This window comes from Pampinifervens navoyensis (assembly GCF_046159715.1).
Taxonomy (GTDB): Bacteria; Aquificota; Aquificia; order Aquificales; family Aquificaceae; genus Pampinifervens.
This window is the reverse complement of sequence record NZ_JBJXCT010000017.1, coordinates 1-15,635: the sequence shown is the minus strand read 5'-3', so window position 1 is coordinate 15,635 and position 15,635 is coordinate 1. Positions and strand designations below refer to the sequence as shown.

The 15,635-nt window shown below is 41.0% G+C and carries 12 protein-coding genes and 1 tRNA gene; 2 read left to right on the top strand and 11 right to left on the bottom strand.

Annotation, left to right across the window (positions count from 1 at the left end):
- The first annotated feature begins 94 nt into the window (after positions 1 to 94).
- Positions 95 to 583: a DsrE family protein gene (locus ACKRDP_RS09420; protein ID WP_409154500.1), complete on the top strand. Its 489-nt coding sequence runs from the start codon at positions 95 to 97 to the stop codon at positions 581 to 583.
- On the opposite strand, the gene ACKRDP_RS09415 is transcribed toward ACKRDP_RS09420, so the two are convergent.
- Together ACKRDP_RS09415 and ACKRDP_RS09410 are read right to left on the bottom strand one after the other, a co-directional pair.
- Positions 559 to 915, bottom strand: a complete 357-nt coding sequence (locus ACKRDP_RS09415; protein ID WP_409154499.1) for a nucleotidyltransferase family protein — start codon at positions 913 to 915, stop codon at positions 559 to 561. The genes ACKRDP_RS09420 and ACKRDP_RS09415 overlap by 25 nt on opposite strands.
- Positions 860 to 1,258, bottom strand: coding sequence for a HEPN domain-containing protein (locus tag ACKRDP_RS09410; RefSeq protein WP_409154498.1), 399 nt, complete (start codon positions 1,256 to 1,258; stop codon positions 860 to 862). Before ACKRDP_RS09410 ends, ACKRDP_RS09415 begins: the two co-directional genes overlap by 56 nt.
- On the opposite strand from ACKRDP_RS09410, the gene glgB reads away from it, so the two are divergent.
- Positions 1,187 to 3,202, top strand: coding sequence for a 1,4-alpha-glucan branching protein GlgB (gene glgB / locus ACKRDP_RS09405; protein ID WP_489685584.1), 2,016 nt, complete (start codon positions 1,187 to 1,189; stop codon positions 3,200 to 3,202). The two genes, ACKRDP_RS09410 and glgB, sit on opposite strands and share 72 nt — an antisense overlap.
- On the opposite strand, the gene ACKRDP_RS09400 is transcribed toward glgB, so the two are convergent.
- The 9 genes from ACKRDP_RS09400 to ACKRDP_RS09360 all read right to left on the bottom strand — a co-directional run bounded on the left by ACKRDP_RS09400 (position 3,164) and on the right by ACKRDP_RS09360 (position 15,521).
- Positions 3,164 to 3,236 (bottom strand) — tRNA-Lys (locus ACKRDP_RS09400). The two genes, glgB and ACKRDP_RS09400, sit on opposite strands and share 39 nt — an antisense overlap.
- Before the next feature lie 42 nt (positions 3,237 to 3,278).
- A complete protein-coding gene (locus ACKRDP_RS09395) occupies positions 3,279 to 5,912 on the bottom strand; it encodes a tetratricopeptide repeat protein (protein ID WP_409154497.1) in 2,634 nt (877 codons plus the stop codon).
- A gap of 122 nt (positions 5,913 to 6,034) precedes the next feature.
- Positions 6,035 to 7,174: a tetratricopeptide repeat protein gene (locus ACKRDP_RS09390; protein WP_409154496.1), complete on the bottom strand. Its 1,140-nt coding sequence runs from the start codon at positions 7,172 to 7,174 to the stop codon at positions 6,035 to 6,037.
- Positions 7,146 to 9,887 (bottom strand): bifunctional glycoside hydrolase/polysaccharide deacetylase family protein, encoded by a 2,742-nt coding sequence (locus ACKRDP_RS09385; protein ID WP_339945916.1) that lies wholly within the window; start codon positions 9,885 to 9,887, stop codon positions 7,146 to 7,148. Before ACKRDP_RS09385 ends, ACKRDP_RS09390 begins: the two co-directional genes overlap by 29 nt.
- Positions 9,853 to 11,226, bottom strand: coding sequence for an exopolysaccharide Pel transporter PelG (gene pelG, locus ACKRDP_RS09380; RefSeq protein WP_339945917.1), 1,374 nt, complete (start codon positions 11,224 to 11,226; stop codon positions 9,853 to 9,855). The genes ACKRDP_RS09385 and pelG overlap by 35 nt, the downstream gene beginning before the upstream one ends.
- Entirely contained in the window at positions 11,214 to 12,731 is a 1,518-nt protein-coding gene (gene pelF, locus ACKRDP_RS09375) for a GT4 family glycosyltransferase PelF (protein ID WP_339945919.1), read from the bottom strand. Before pelF ends, pelG begins: the two co-directional genes overlap by 13 nt.
- Entirely contained in the window at positions 12,715 to 13,728 is a 1,014-nt protein-coding gene (locus ACKRDP_RS09370; RefSeq protein WP_339945921.1) for a tetratricopeptide repeat protein, read from the bottom strand. Before ACKRDP_RS09370 ends, pelF begins: the two co-directional genes overlap by 17 nt.
- Positions 13,706 to 15,025, bottom strand: coding sequence for a PelD GGDEF domain-containing protein (locus ACKRDP_RS09365; RefSeq protein WP_339945925.1), 1,320 nt, complete (start codon positions 15,023 to 15,025; stop codon positions 13,706 to 13,708). The genes ACKRDP_RS09370 and ACKRDP_RS09365 overlap by 23 nt, the downstream gene beginning before the upstream one ends.
- Before the next feature lie 4 nt (positions 15,026 to 15,029).
- Positions 15,030 to 15,521: a hypothetical protein gene (locus ACKRDP_RS09360; RefSeq protein ID WP_339945927.1), complete on the bottom strand. Its 492-nt coding sequence runs from the start codon at positions 15,519 to 15,521 to the stop codon at positions 15,030 to 15,032.
- Positions 15,522 to 15,635 lie beyond the last annotated feature (114 nt).

Here is a 15,635-nt window from a genome sequence, read left to right as displayed (position 1 = left end):
TAATCCTCCCTATGGGTTTTCCATGGGGAGCTTTTTTTTACCATAATTTCTTATAACTTGCAACTCGGGTTATTATAGGTGAGGAGGCGAAGAAATGAAAGTAATATTCGGATTGCTTTTGTTTTTGTTTTTTGCCCACGCTCAGCCACATGGTAAGTCTGTTCAGACGCCCTATACAGTGCCTTTCAAAGTGGTCTATGAGCTGTTTCTGGACCATCCAGAGAAAATAAGGCCAGCGCTGGGGTGGATATCGAACGTTATTTTTGTGCTTACCAACCCACCCTACAACTACAGCCCCGAAGACATTCAGATAGTGGTGGTTTCCCATGGCAGGGAGCTTCCTGTATTCGCTACAAGAAACAGAGACCAGTATGCAGACATAGTGGAGAGGCTTGAGAGCCTGAGCCTGTATGGGGTCAAATTCAAGGTATGCAAGATGGCTGCAGAGCAGATATACGGTCTTTCTGAAAAGGATTTTTATCCCTTTGTGGAGCTTGTCCCCTCTGCCATAACAGAGATAATCCACTGGCAACTGCAGGGCTACGCTCTTATGATTCCTCAAGTTTTTGAGATAAGAAGGTAAGTCCCGAGCCTTCTGAGGGTTTCCTCCGCCTTATTTTTCTCTACCACAATGAGGTCAAACTCCAGCTGTAACCTATCCGCCATAAAGTTAAACACCCTCTCATACACCTTCCAGAAGTTGGACCTGTTGAGGGGCACACTCACCACCGCAAGAAGGTCCACATCGCTTAATCCCCTTTGTTCACCCCTTGCAAGAGAACCAAAAAGATACAGAGCGTCTACCTCTGGAATTTCTCTGGCGAGCTCCTGAGCAAGGCTCTCAAGGTTCCTGAGGAGCTCATCCCTCTTCAGGTATATGAGTTTTGCACCATCTGAGTATATGGTCGCACGCATTGAGTGCATCAATGGCTTCCTCCTCCGTGTAGTATTCTGAAGGCTTACCCGCCGGCAGACCGTTAGGGTATCTCGTGGGAATGTAGTAAAGGTCAAGCCTCTTTGCTGAGCTTTCTAGCTTGGGGGGAAACTCAAAACCGGCCTGCCTGAGGGCTTTCAAAAGGGCAAGCAGAGAATGACCCCAAGGTTCAAAACCCTTATACATGGAGAAGGCTTTTAGAGCTTTTTCTGCAGATTGCTGGGCTGTAAAGCAAGCCCACTCGTAATATCCATGCTCAAGGTCAAGCTCTGCCTTCTCTCTGTCTCTGAGAGCCTGCTCCCACCAGTCTTTCCAGCGGTTCATGGAAAAATTTTAAGCTATCATATTCACATGGCTGTGAGCCACCACTTCTCCCTTCTTACGGACTACGATGTTTATCTTTTCAGGGAAGGTTCTCACTGCAGGCTCTATGAAAAACTGGGCTGTCATCTTTTTGAGGATGGTGCTTACTTTGCCCTCTGGGCGCCTCATGCAGAGCAGGTTTTTGTCTTTGGAGACTTCAACGGCTGGGACAAGTGGTCTCTTCCCCTGAAAAGAAGGGAGGATGGCTCTGGCATATGGGAAGGCTTTGTGGAGGGCGTTAGAAAAGGTCATAAATACAAATACCACCTCTACACCCATTGGGGCTACTGGACAGACAGAGCGGACCCTTTTGGCTTTTTTCATGAAAAACCGCCGGGCACCGCCTCTGTGGTGTGGGACCTCAGCTACAGCTGGCAGGGCGATGAGTGGCTAAGAAGGAGGAAGGAGCTCAACCACCATCGGGCACCCATAAGCATATATGAGGTTCATCTTGGTTCGTGGAGGAGGGTTCCGGAGGAAGGCAACAGGTGGCTGAGCTACAAGGAGCTTGCTCCACTTCTTGCCCAGTATGTGAAGGAGATGGGCTTTACCCATGTGGAGTTTTTGCCCGTTATGGAGCACCCCTTTTATGGCTCATGGGGTTATCAGATTACCGGCTACTTTGCACCCACATCCCGCTACGGCACGCCCCAGGACTTCATGTATCTTGTGGACTACCTGCATCAGCAGGGCATTGGCGTCATACTGGACTGGGTCCCCTCACACTTTCCCACAGACGGGCACGGGCTTGCCTACTTTGATGGAACACACCTCTATGAGTATGGAGACTGGAGGAAGGGCTGGCACCCTGACTGGCATAGCTACATTTTTGACTATGGGAAAGGTGAGGTGCGTTCTTTTCTTCTGAGTTCAGCTCATTTCTGGCTTGAAAAGTACCATGTGGATGGACTAAGAGTTGATGCGGTGGCAAGCATGCTCTACCTGGACTACTCAAGGCACGAGTGGGTCCCCAACATCTATGGAGGAAAGGAAAACCTTGAGGCAATAGACTTTTTGAGAAAGTTCAACGTATGCCTCTACGGGAACTTTGAAGGTATCCAGACGGTGGCAGAGGAGTCCACAGCCTTTCCTATGGTGAGCAGGCCGGCATACCTTGGCGGGCTTGGTTTTGGTTTTAAGTGGAACATGGGCTGGATGAATGACACCCTCTTTTACATGTCCAAGGACCCCATATACAGGAAGTACCATCACCATCAGCTCACCTTCAGCATCTGGTATGCCTTCTATGAAAACTTTATACTTCCCCTTTCCCATGACGAGGTGGTTCATGGAAAGGGCTCATTGATTTCTAAAATGCCAGGTGACTACTGGCAGAAGTTTGCAAACCTCAGGCTTCTTTTTGCCTACATGTGGACACATCCCGGCAAAAAGCTTCTTTTTATGGGCGGTGAATTCGCCCAGTGGAGGGAGTGGAGCCATGAGGAAAGCCTTGACTGGCACCTGTTAAACTATGATAGCCACAGGGGAATTCAAAGGCTTGTAAAGGATTTAAACAGATTCTACAGGGAAGAGAAGGCTCTACATGAGCTTGATTGCGAACCTCATGGTTTTGAATGGGTGGATTTCCATGATTGGGAAAAAAGCATAATAAGCTATCTTAGAAAGTCTTCTTATGGAGACCTCATCCTTGTTGTATGCAATTTCACACCTGTGCCACGCTTTGATTACAGGGTTGGAGTGCCAAGAGAAGGCTTCTGGAAAGAGCTTTTGAACACAGACTCATACATCTATGGTGGTAGCAACCTTGGAAACTTTGGGGGTGTTTACGCAGAAAATATACCCTTTCACAACAGGCCTTATTCTTTAAGGCTTACCCTTCCTCCCCTTGCTGTGGTCATCTTTAAATGGGTCGGGAGGGATTCGAACCCTCGGCCCACGGATTAAGAGTCCGTTGCTCTGCCAGCTGAGCTACCGACCCTAACCGCTACTAAGAATATATTATAACACTATACAAAGCTTGTTAATACAATCTTAAGTATTTGATAAAGCTTCCCCAAAGGTTATTCCTACTTCCCATAAAGTTGGTGGTATAAGACAGACCAAAGGAAAGGTTATCTTGTCTAAGGATGGTACCACCTATGCCACCAAGAAGATTAAAACCAAGCCTTTTACGCGTATCAAGGCTTAAGCTAACATCAAGGAAGGGTCTTACTACCCTCACATAGTTGTCCTTGTTGTCAAAGCCAAAGGAAAAACCAACACCCAGAAGGCCATAACTTTCTGGCAAAACATCAGGGCTTGGAACAAAAACCATCTCATCTATAACACCCTTTGTTCTCTCCTTTTCTCTATACATGTTGCCTTGAATAAAAGCCCTAAGGGTATAATCTGGATAGCCTACTCTAAGCTTATAATACACTTCACCATAGTTTATAAAACCTGTGCCAACATGCTTGTAGTCTTGAGATTTATAGCTTTCATAAGAACTCTTCATACTCAGAAATAGCCTACTGCTAAGGCCATGTTGTATTGACAGAGAAAAGCTATCCTTCATTCCACCTTGCAACATGTATATGCTTTCATAAGAAGGCTGGTTTACGTCAAGACTTGCTTGAAGGCTTGTCCTATTGGAAAGGTAGGTGCCATATCCAAGAGAAAAGCCCCCCACACCTCTAAGGGAAGAAAGGTAAGAAAAGCCAGCCTCCACATAGCTTTTATCAAACACCTTCCTCAGTTTTATCCGATTAAAAAGTGTATTTTCTGTTCTCTTAATAGATGCATTTTTGTTAGAAAGCCTTAGCCAGCTGTCTGAGTCATAGAGCAAGTATATACCTTTAGCCATATAGTGTCTTAGGTTTATATAGTTCCTCAAAAAGAATACATCACCAAAGTTTACATAGGAAAGCTCATCTTCAAACAAGGAATAATGCTCCCTTGCCAGATCTCTGAACTGTTTATAAAGGAGATAGTCTTCTCTATTTTCTTCCAGACCCTTAAAGGCGTAGGCTCCAGCCTCTTTTAACTGTCCAGTGCGCCTTAAAGCCTCCACCCTATCCCTTATGGGTAGTATATCCACATACTTTTCCAACAGCTCCTTTTGCTTGTCTCTGTCGTCGTAGTTTAAGGCTATGTTTAACTGCATCCAAGGTTTTAGCTCCTTCTTTTCTATGTTTGCCATATAACTTAGCTTGTCCTGCTGGTCCTGTGATATAAGATAAGTCTGGTATATATCCTCGTAGGCCACCTTAGATAAGGAATCTTTGGCTATTCTTAGAACTTGGTCTATCTGGCTTGCGGACATATAGTATATTCCCACCCTTAGGTAGGCATAAAGCTTATTAGGGTCCTTGTATGTATCTTCCATATCTTGGCTTAGCTTTTTAAAGAGAGAAAACCTTATCTGAGAAGCCTCCTCTTCTCTTCCATACAATGCAAGCACATCCGAATAGGTTAAAAGGTCCTCCAAGCTTTCCCTTTTCATATCCCTCAATAGGTCCAAAGCTGATTTAGCATTTTGTAAAAAGGTATATAAGGATGCAAACTCCTTAGGCATCCTATCTTTAAACTGCTTGAAGTTGTTTTCTATGTATATGGCCAAGTTCCTGTCCGACCCTTCAATGGCGCTATATATGGCCTGTGCCAAAAGGTCCTCCGAAAACCTATTTTTCAAAGCCGTCTTTAGAAAGCTTGTAGCATAATCCCTCTTGCCAACCTTATATAAGGCTCTGAAATAAAGTCCAGAAAGGTATGAACTCTTTAATACCTCTTCTTCTTTTTTTGATAAAAAGCTAACTATTTCTTCCCACCTTTCAATATTGGCAAGGGATTGTACATAAGCACTCAACAGGTAAAGGTCTTTGTATTTTTCATAACCTCTTTTGGCATATATTGAAGCCTCTTGATATTTTTTTCTACTGTATAAGACCATATAAAGCCTTATGTAATCTACCAGCCTTGCCTTTCCTAAGCTTTCAAGCCTTTGGCTTGCATAAAAGGCTGTTTCTATATCCTTGAGAGGCCAAGCAAGGTCGGAAAGGTTTTCAAAGTATTCTATATCTTCATCCTTTGCAAGTTTGACATACTTTTTAAGCACAAAAAGGGCCTTTTCATACCTTCTCATGGTAAAGAGTATGTTAGAATAGAGGCTTGCTTGTTCCGAACTTGTAATACCATGTTCTTTTTCCAGCCTTTTCATGTATTCAAAGGCCTTTTCTACATCCCCATAGTTATAACTAATTTGAGCCAAGCTATAGAGTATGCTTGTGTCTCTTTTTTTCTCATAAAGCCCTTCCAGAAGCCTTATGAGTTCCTTTAGCTCTCCAGCCTGTTCAAATATATAAACAAGGTCCTTTATAGACCTATCTTCTCTCAAGTATTCATACTTCTTTATAAGCTGGCTTGCCACGTCAAACCTGTTTGTAGCCAAGGCCATGAGAAAGAGGTTTTTTATACTATCCTTTGAAGGCCTTAGGTTGGCAAGCTTGCTATAGGTCTCAAAGGCCTCCTGATTCCTTCCTGTCCAAAGGCATATCTTTGCGTGAAGGTCAAGCCAATAGGCGCTTTTTGGAAATAGTTCTATGGCCTTTTTGGATATGCTATAGGCCTCTTCCAGCCCTCCCTTTCCCAGAAGGCTTGTGATCAAAAGCTTTAACAACTCCTCATCCACTTTTATAGTGCCTATGCTCTTTACCACCTCTTGTGTCCTTTGGGTAGCAAGGATGGGCTGGCTTATACTAAATAGGCACAAGGCTAAGGAAAGGCTTAAGAACCTCTTACTCATTTTATCCTCCCCGCTATGTCCTTTGCTATTTTGTATGCAAAGCTTGGGTCTCCTGTGGCCAAAGAGGCCCTCAATGTAAGCTTTAAAAGCTCCAAGTTGTCAAGGTGGTTAACATAGTTCCTTTCTATAAAATCCTTAAGAGTGTTGTAATCTTTTGCTTCCAAAAGAAGGCCTATTATGTTCTTGTAAATAAGAGCCTTTTCTCTTGGGTCCTTTACCTTCTCATACAGTACGCTATACACTTCAAAGGCCTTTTTATATGCCTTCTTTGCCCTATATAGTGTAGCCAATATGTCCATGTAATACATCTCTTGGTATGGATGCTTCATCATATACTCTTTTAACAAAAGCTCTGGGTTTTGTGAGCTTTTCAAAAGTAGCCAAGCTATGCTTTGTTTTATCCTCTCCCTTTCTGCGGGTTCTATAGTATATAGGTTTATAAGAACTTCAAGAGCCAATTTAGTGTCCTCCATAGCCATAGCCAAGTTATAATACTCCCTTAGCCAGTAGGCTCTTCTTGCCTTGTCTTCTTCTATGAGATATTCCAAATATCTCTTGGCAAGCGTGTAGTTTTTTAACTCAAGGGCGTGCTTGTATGTTCTTTCCAACCAAAGTATATCTTTATTCTTCTTGAGGCTGCTTATCCTAAGGGATGAGGAAAGAGCAAGGGAGGGCATTGCCATATCTATAGCTTCTCTGTAGACCAATTCTAAGGTTTTAAGGCTGGAAGAGGTTTGTAGGGCTTTGAGAACCTTTTGTGCGTATGCGTAATAATCTTTATTTTTTGTATCAAAGTATAAGCGCTTTAGAATGAAATAAAGGTCTATAAGGTCTTCTTCCTTTAAAGCCGTGTAATCTATTTCTTTTATATACCTTTCTGCATCTTCATAGTGGCCCAACTGCAAGCTCGTTTTTGCTATCATAAGCTTAAACTCTGGTGATGGCCTTATTCTATCAAGCTCCCTTAAATAAATTAGGGCAAGCTGTGGGTTTTTATCTTTTTCATCTGCCACATATCTTTCCAGCCTTCCCTTTGGAAAGATAACAAAAAGCATAACCAAAAAGAAGACAGATAGTGCTACAAGCTCCCAAAGTTTTAAAAATTGACTACTTACAACTGGCCTCCACTTCACCAAGCCTTTCCTCCTTATACCTTACCCTCAATATGGACCCCCTTCTTTCCATGATGTCTGGTTTTGGACTCATATGGATGCTACAACCTTCCGATGCATATATTTCGTATTCAAGAGGTACATGTGCCTTTATCTTTATACTCATCCCATTCGTCTTCTTTGAGCTTTCTACTATCTGACCGTTGGAGCTTACAAGGTAAAAGCTTGGTTCCTTATCTCCAAGCAAAATCTTATAATCTCCCGAATTGTCTAAACTAATATAAAGGCTTTGGTTTATGTAATTAAAACCTACTACACCTTTGCTTTCAAAAACATGGGGATATATCCTATTTTCATCTACTCTAAGGGTCTTAAGGTTGCCCTCGGACCTAACTACTATGCTACCATCCCTTACATCCTCCGCAATGGCCATATTTCTAAACTCCAAAACCCTCTGCGCGTATTCTGATGCAAACATGGGATTGACTGGTTGAGAAAGAGCGTATTCATAAACCTCTCTTAATGCCTTTAAAGATGCTATCTTTTGTCCAGAGTACATGTGATAGTATATGGCTATGGGCTTTAGCCTTCTCGGTTTTTCTGTGAGTTGGAATGTTTCTATTACTCTAACATAGCCGTAGTAATCACTCCAAAGGTTTGTATAAATGTTTTCATTTTGCACAGGAGCATAGACTTGAAAATATCCATCCCTGTCCAAACCCATGGGGCTTATGTAGCTGTAGAAGGGTTCTCTTTTGTTTATCCAGGTGTATCCTCCGTTCATGTTGTAAACACCTGCACGGTAGGCAAGCCTAAGGGCGTTAGAAGAAGGCATACAATCCCCGCTCCAAAGAAAGACCTTTACCCTCTTTTGGGGGCTTGGAGAAAGCCTCTTGTTTATATACTCTATGGAGCCAAAGATTTCCCTTTCTAAGCTAAAAGTGTAGCCGGGTATGTTTAAGTTGTAATGGGCCTCTGCGTATTCTGGTAAGCCTTCATTATTTTCAAGCTTTTGCCATCTAAAAGGATGGGAGAAGGTGTGGCTTGCCATCTCCACATTGTCAAGGGAAAAAATAGACCTTGCAATCTCTTCCAACTTTGGAGATTTTTCTGGATAAAGGCCGTAGGGAGCTATCTCTCCCTCTATTATGGATACAGTGTGGGGTATGGGATACCTTTTTATAATTTCATCCCTTATAACTTCTATAACATTCCTGTTTGGGTCAAAGTCTGCCACTCCAAAGTCTGCATCTCCATCTATATGGGCTGTGAGGATCCTCCTTCCGTTCTCTGTGGTTATATCTGGAATGGGAAAATTGGGCCTCAAAAGGGCCTTTATAAGGTCAAGGGGGTTTACTACAAAGAGGTCCTCCCTCATATACTTATAAAAGCTTCTTTCTAAGGCGTAGCCTCCCCAGTCTGTTATGGCAAGGGGGTAAAAGACCTTTCCCTTTGCCCGTGCCTTTATGTAATACAGTGGCCTTTCAACCCAAAGCATTGGCATCTCTCCCAATGTGGGTTCTGCTTCAAAAAAGGGAAAGGAGCTTTCTTCTATTTTGTAGTCGTCAAGAGGCCCAAGGTTTCCCACTTTTTTTATGCCAAAAGAGGAAAGGTAATCATCCCTGTCCGCAAAAGGTATACTACCTATGAAAAAAACTTTAAGGCCTTCATCCTTTTTCTCCAAAAGCCACCTGTATAGCTTGTTAGCATCCTTATATTCACCTACACTCAATATGATAGCTACGTATTGGTCCGCCATAGGACCTTGAAAGGACTGGTCGGACATTGCTTGATCTATGCCTCTCAAGACTGGCACATAGCCATAGTATTCTATCCATGGTTGTACCAGCCTATGCACATCGCTGTATGCTGGGTCAAGCTTGCCATCGTGTATGAGGAGCACCTTTCTGGGCTTAAGCTGGTATATGCTTGTGCCAATGGTGTACAAAAATCTGTCGGATACATAGGGTATGAAGCCAAGCTCATATATCCTTTTTGCCACCTCTTTTTGAAGCTTTCTGTTTTTTGGGTCCACATAATCTATTACTATTACCTTTAATCCAAGGGATTTCACATAGTTTAGCCTATCCAAAAGCCACCTTGTTTCTTCTTCTTTCATCTTTCTATACCTTAGACCCCTTTCCAAGTCAAGGCCATAAAAGAGAGATTCTGCAACAAGGGCATCTATGTCATCTTTTACATACTCTACAATCTCAAAGCCTCTGTTTATAAGAATAAGCTTATTGGGATAAGTCTTCCTTAGCCTTTTTATAAGGTCAACCAAAGCCATCTCATAATCCCTTCTATCCTTTTCACTTTTTAGGACCTTTTGATAACTGTCCAATGTGTCTAAGAAAAAGCCATCATATTCTTTTAGCCGGTTAAAAACTTTTTCAAAGAGGAAATTTACGTAATCCTCTCTTCGGACATCTGCTATCTTACTCTTCCAAGCTGGATTATCACCGAGCATCCACTCCCTCTTTGCCTCCTTGTAATATTCCTTCGTAGGCTCAAGCTCGCCTACGCTTACATAGGCTATAAGCTTTGCCTTTTTGTTTCTTATGTAAAACTTTTCTTCCCTTAGCTTTTGAGGAAGCTTGCTGTCTGGGTCTACCACAAGCCAATCAAAGAGGTAAAGGGCTTCCTCTGGCACACCATCTCTGTATATAAAGCCTACGGAAAGATCCTTTGCATACAACAGACTAAACAAACATAAAAGTGTAATAATGAATACCATGTAAGAACCTCCTAAGAAGGATTAAAGCCACAAGGAAGCTTATAAAAGCTGATATAACAAAGCCATAACCATAAAAGTATGGACCAAGTTTTATAGAGGCATAACTAAGCAAAAAGTTTAGCACAAAGAATACAAAGACGGTTATTAGGGTTTCTTTCCTTCTGTCAAAGTAAAAAAGCATGGATATTACCGATATGAGCAGGAGCTGGAAGAAGGTTCCAAACAAAAGCACATGGAAAAGTGGTATGTAGATGAAGGGTATGTTGAAAAGAGTAAAAATAGGCTTTTCAAAAAGTATGAGAACTATGTTAAATATGCCTTGCACCCTTGCTATTTCAAAAAGGGCAGACCTCCCAGACTCTATAAGCTCATCGCCGTAGTTATATATCTTCCTTAAAGATAGACCGTTTATTATAGCATCGTAGTATCTTTGATACCAATAGGAGAATTCCACTTCTATTTTTATAAACAGGGCAGACATGCCGGGAGCAATGGCCAAATAAGCCAAAAACATGGGTATGTCATAGACTATTGAATATCTGAGCGGTCCTAAAACCGGTGTGGAGGTGGCTGTGTTGAACCAAAAGACGAACTTATCTATCCAAATGGCTAAGTTATAAAAGAAGCCTACAAATATGAGGGATACAAAGACCCTTTCTTTATTCAAAAAATCAAACTCTATTATTCTGTCTGAAAGATTGTTGTAGATAAAATAGGCCAAAAGCATTAAAAATAACAAGGATTGAGAGAGGAAAAAGGCCACCATGAGGCCATTTAAACCAAAGCTGGAGAGGACATAGCCTATAAGGAAGAAGGTCAAGTAGGCAAGTGCAAAGGAAAGGAGGATAAACTTATACCTCTTTAGACCTACAAGCACTATATTCACAAGCCATAGGCCTACCAAGACGGTAAAGGTTAAAGAAAATATCAAGGCATAAGAATAACCAGCCTCTCTGGCAAAGAAGTAAATGCTTAAAGGAAGGCTTATAAGAAAGGCTGAAGCCATAAAAATAGTCAATAAGCCCAGAAGGTTCGGCATAAGCCTGTAGTATTCCCTTTCAAATATTCGGTCTGCCACATACCTTGTAAATACAAGCTGACCAAAACCAGAATATATAAGGCTTAGAGCTATTAGGTAAGTTACGGAAACTTGAAACCTTGTTATGGATAAGGCATCGCCAGAATATCTATAATATAGCAGAGAGGACACTATAAGGGACAGTATGGTTATTATATATGGGCCCGAGCTTAGGGCCAAAGAATAGCCAAAAGCTTCCACTATGGCGGTTATGGTGCCTTTTCTCAAAACCCTTCTTAGCTCAAAGCTTATACCCGCCATCCCTTTGCCTCACTGTATATCCTTCTGTAGTTTTCCAGAAAAAGCTCCTTTGTATAAAAAGTATTTACCCTTCTTATGGCGTTCTTTTGGTATTCTCTCCATAGGTCTTCATCGCCAAGGATCCTTACATAAGCCCTTGCCAGTTCGGCAGGGTTGGCAATAGGGACCACCTCTCCAGCCTTGCCTATGGCTATATCCTCCTCGTTTAGACCTCCATATATGAGTTGCCTACAAGAACCCACATCGGTAGCCACGCAGGGAAGTCCTGCGGCAAAGCCTTCAAGCACCACCAAGGGCATACCCTCGCTTATTGATGTAAGAGTTAAAAGCCCTATCTTTGGCAATATATCTTTTATATTTTGAAAACCTAAGAATAGGACCTTATCTTCTAAGCCCAAGGCTTCCACCAAGTTTTTACACTCCTCAAAATACTCTGGGTCCTCGTCCGTAGGCCCTACTATCCATCCTTGAACTTCGGGCATCTTTTCAACGGTAAGCTTCATAGCCTTTATAAAGGTCTTTATATCCTTTATGGGTACAACTCTGCCTATAAGGCCTATCACCTTAGGTGGTTTATCACCTCTCATTTCTATTATAGGGGATAGGGCCTTCACATCCACACCGTTGGGGATTACAATACACCTTTGAGGGTCTGCACCCAAGGATATCTGTATATTCCTTGCCTCGTTAAAAAGGGATATGATCTTGTTTGCACTGTGGTATATTAACCTTCCCAGACCAAAGAAAAAGTTTATCCAAAGCTTATGAATATGCTCTATTTCTTCAGTACCTTTAGTAAGCTGGAAGCCTTTAATCTTTAACCAATCTGCATTAAGTATGTCTATCTTTCTTTCCTTTACATATATGCCATGCTCTGTTAGGATAAAAGGCTTTTTGTAATAGGCCTTTAGGAGTGAAGCTAAAAAACCTGCATAACCTGTGGAAGGGCTATGGACTATATCAAACCTATCTCCTATCTTTTTTACCAATCTTGCCACCACCCACAGAGGATAGTGCATGTTCCTTATGGTCCAAAAGTAGTCAATGAAGGGACTTCCCATAGCATACTCTGCGTAGAACTCCGTTATTATCTCCCACGACCTTTTGCTATATAAAAAATCCTCATAGGTTATTTCCTTTTCATAAAAATCTGCGTTTAAAACATCCGCTGGAATATCCCCTGTGCCTTTATGCTTAAACCAGTATATTAACTTCCTTATACTTTCAAAGGCTTCCTTGTTGCCCTCTATCTCTTTTGCTTTTGGCTTTTCTACATCCTGAAAAAGATAGGCCGTTGTGAGATATACAAGGTTCTCCGGAAGCTTATACTTTATCTCGCCATAATCTTCCCTCCTACTACCCAAAAACGCAACGCCAAAGTTTAGTTCGGGAAGATTGCTTACAAGGTCATGTATCCAAGAGGATACACCACCCCTTATGTATGGATAGGTGCCTTCCGCTATGATAAGAACATCCACATGTTTGTTCTTATCTAAGATTACCATTTTTCCCTCTCCAAAACCTTATTACAAAGTTGGCCTCCACATCAAGCAAAAGCTCTATTTCTGGATGTTCCCTTATTAGCCTTTTTACCATTTTATAATCCCCCCTTTCATAATACACTTCTGCAAGCTGCATAAGGTAGCTCACAGGATTTAACTCCTTACTCTCCATCAAACTTTCCAGATGGATAAGTGCCTCATCAAACTGCTTCATCTCTATGTGTATCTTGGCCAATAAAAGTTTTGCCTCTGGCGTGCTTTTCATTTCTAAGGATTTTTTAACGTTCTCCAAGGCTTCTTTTAGCATGTATCCTCTAAATTCGGGATATGCCAATTTATAATGTACAAAGGTATAGTATATTAGGGCTATTTGATAGTAGAGATAGGCCTTTTCCTCTGGCGGGAGCCTTTCTTGACTTAGCCTTTCTCTTAAAGCATGTAAGGTTTGGTTAAGGTTTTTTTCTATCCTGCTTATGGCACCAAAGGCATAGAGTCTGATGGTGTCTTCGGAATAGGCCAAGGCCTTCTTTAAAGCTGGTATGATTTGAGAAGACTCAAGGTTGAGAAGGTAGGAAAGTATAGTTTCCAACCTTAATGGGTTTATTTTACTTTCACCACTTTGAATAACAGCTAAGGCCGCTTCACCTATCTTTCTTCCAGAAAACTTTATATCTTCCGTTATGATTTCTTCTAAGGAAGGTATTCTTGGTGGCTGATATACATCTACTTTTTGCTTCCTAAGCAGATAAAATACTGCTACTAACAGAAAGATGTATCCTAAGTAAAGAGTGGGGTAAAGTATTATAAAGAATACAAAGATAGCTTTTCTGCGGTCTTTAAACCTTTTAGGTATAATGGAAGCTAAAAGGCTTGTTATGATAAACAGGGCCAAGCCATGTAAGGTTAAGAATGGAACTAAAGTGTATATGTTTAAATTTATAAAAAGTGCAAAGCTTAGAAGTTCCAATAGGATGGATTTATAAAGCTTGCTTGGTTCCATGGCAAAAGGTTATATCTTCAACCTGTTTAACATGGTATATGCTAATTGATAGTTCTTCCTTTAAAAACTCGTAGGATAACTCTTCCACTATTAAGCTACCTATCCTTTTAACAAACATTTCCGCACCGAACCTATCTGTGAAAGGTAAAAGCACAGCAATTACCTTTATTCCATCCAAATAAATCACCTCCATCATGTCTATACCTCTTATGTTTTCTTGTAATACATCCTCCAAAATTTCAAACTTTTCATATTCGTAAATCTTTGGGCAGAATAAAACTATATGTGATTCTATTCCAAATTCTTTATTAAGCTTTATAAGCCTATAAACCTCTTTCAAGAAGCTGATGTCAAACTTATTTAATAGGCTACTCTGAAAGGCTATTGCTTCTTCAAGCCTCTCTAAGGCAACGTAATAAAGTAGTAGATTTATAGTAATGAGGTTTTCAATGTTTAGCTTCATAAAAGGCATTCTTTTTAGGACAAAAATATAGAAGAATTCATCGTTTATGTTTATAGGAATTACAGCTAAGTATTTTGTTATCTCGGATTCTTTTAGGTCCGAAACGTATGCTATCTTTTGGTTCTCTATGGCCGTCCTTATAAGTGGGTCTTCTAAGTCCACATCATTAATGTTGCTTGTATTAGCTATAACTTTATATCTGCCGTTGGAATATTTTTCAATTAGGATAGCTTCTTCCACGTCATAATTTACAAGAATTAAATCAAAGACCTTCCTTAAGGCCATGTATATATCTCCATCTCTGGCTATAATGTGCCTTATATTTAATATTATCTGCTTAAGGCTTATCGGCTTTGTAATATAAGACCTTTCCAACTGTTCATGAGAAAGCTTAAGCAAGGAAAAGCTTGCGGTCAAATCCTTTAATCTTTGTGCTATGTAGTTGTATTCTATCTCCGCCTCTTTTAATTTTCCTTTCCAGTAAAACCAGAACTCGGAAAAGACAAGTAGGAAGAGGAAAAGTGATAAAAAATATATATGGTCTATGGTTTTGTATGTAAAATATGCAAGGCTGGTAAACAAGGCAAAATAAACAAGCCCTGCAAATATACCATAAAACAAGGTTATGAGTGCTATGGGTAAAAGGTTGTATAAAAAGTTAAGCTTTGAGTTAAGGAAAAGAGGGTCCTCCTTGTTTAGATAAAAACCTAAGAAATACATACCAAAAACTACAAATATTATCTCGGCCAAAATGATCTTTGTAGATATACCTTCTGGAAGAAAATACCAATGGCCAAGGAAAACTCCTCTAAATCCACTTTTCTTCTTTTGCATAGCCTTATGGAAGGAGGGCCATAAGCAATTTTTGTGCTACTGTGGAAACAGATTCATGAGCCCAGCCTGTCCTTGAACCGGTGTTTATCAAAACAACTCTATCTTCCCTTAGGCTGTATATCTTTAACGTCATGCTTACTGCAGGCTCCCCATCTATCCCCGTCTTATACCTAAACTCATTAACGCTACCCGTTATTACATAATCCACATCACCCCTTTCCTTAAGTTCCCTTATCATATTTTCTATGTCTGTGTGAGTATACTCCTTTGTTTCTCTGTATACTCTTGATAGCACCTTATAGCCTTTAGAAAGAGCTACACCTTCGGCTATTGATGCCACCCTAAGGCCTGCCAAAGGAGTTTCTGTGTTGTTCTCAAAGGGCAAAACTACGTAAGAGGCATTCTTAGGTATATCAACCCTTTTGGTGCTTACCACGCTGGCACAAGATACCAAAAAGACAAAAAGTAGGTATGTAAGAATTTTAACTTTATTCATTGATAAACCTCCATAGGAGTACTCATAAGAGTGTATTATAACCCGAGTTGCAAGTTATAAGAAATTATGGTAAAAAAAAGCTCCCCATGGAAAACCCATAGGGAGGATTAAGAT

Excerpts from the sequence above, each read along its gene's own strand:
- ACKRDP_RS09420 (WP_409154500.1), top strand. The coding sequence starts at position 95 with ATGAAAGTAATATTCGGATTGCTTTTGTTTTTGTTTTTTGCCCACGCT.
- ACKRDP_RS09415 (WP_409154499.1), bottom strand. The coding sequence starts at position 915 with ATGCGTGCGACCATATACTCAGATGGTGCAAAACTCATATACCTGAAG.
- glgB (WP_489685584.1), top strand. The coding sequence starts at position 1,187 with ATGCTCAAGGTCAAGCTCTGCCTTCTCTCTGTCTCTGAGAGCCTGCTC.
- ACKRDP_RS09410 (WP_409154498.1), bottom strand. The coding sequence starts at position 1,258 with ATGAACCGCTGGAAAGACTGGTGGGAGCAGGCTCTCAGAGACAGAGAG.
- ACKRDP_RS09385 (WP_339945916.1), bottom strand. The coding sequence starts at position 9,887 with ATGGTATTCATTATTACACTTTTATGTTTGTTTAGTCTGTTGTATGCA.
- pelG (WP_339945917.1), bottom strand. The coding sequence starts at position 11,226 with ATGGCGGGTATAAGCTTTGAGCTAAGAAGGGTTTTGAGAAAAGGCACC.
- pelF (WP_339945919.1), bottom strand. The coding sequence starts at position 12,731 with ATGGTAATCTTAGATAAGAACAAACATGTGGATGTTCTTATCATAGCG.
- ACKRDP_RS09370 (WP_339945921.1), bottom strand. The coding sequence starts at position 13,728 with ATGGAACCAAGCAAGCTTTATAAATCCATCCTATTGGAACTTCTAAGC.
- ACKRDP_RS09365 (WP_339945925.1), bottom strand. The coding sequence starts at position 15,025 with ATGCAAAAGAAGAAAAGTGGATTTAGAGGAGTTTTCCTTGGCCATTGG.
- ACKRDP_RS09360 (WP_339945927.1), bottom strand. The coding sequence starts at position 15,521 with ATGAATAAAGTTAAAATTCTTACATACCTACTTTTTGTCTTTTTGGTA.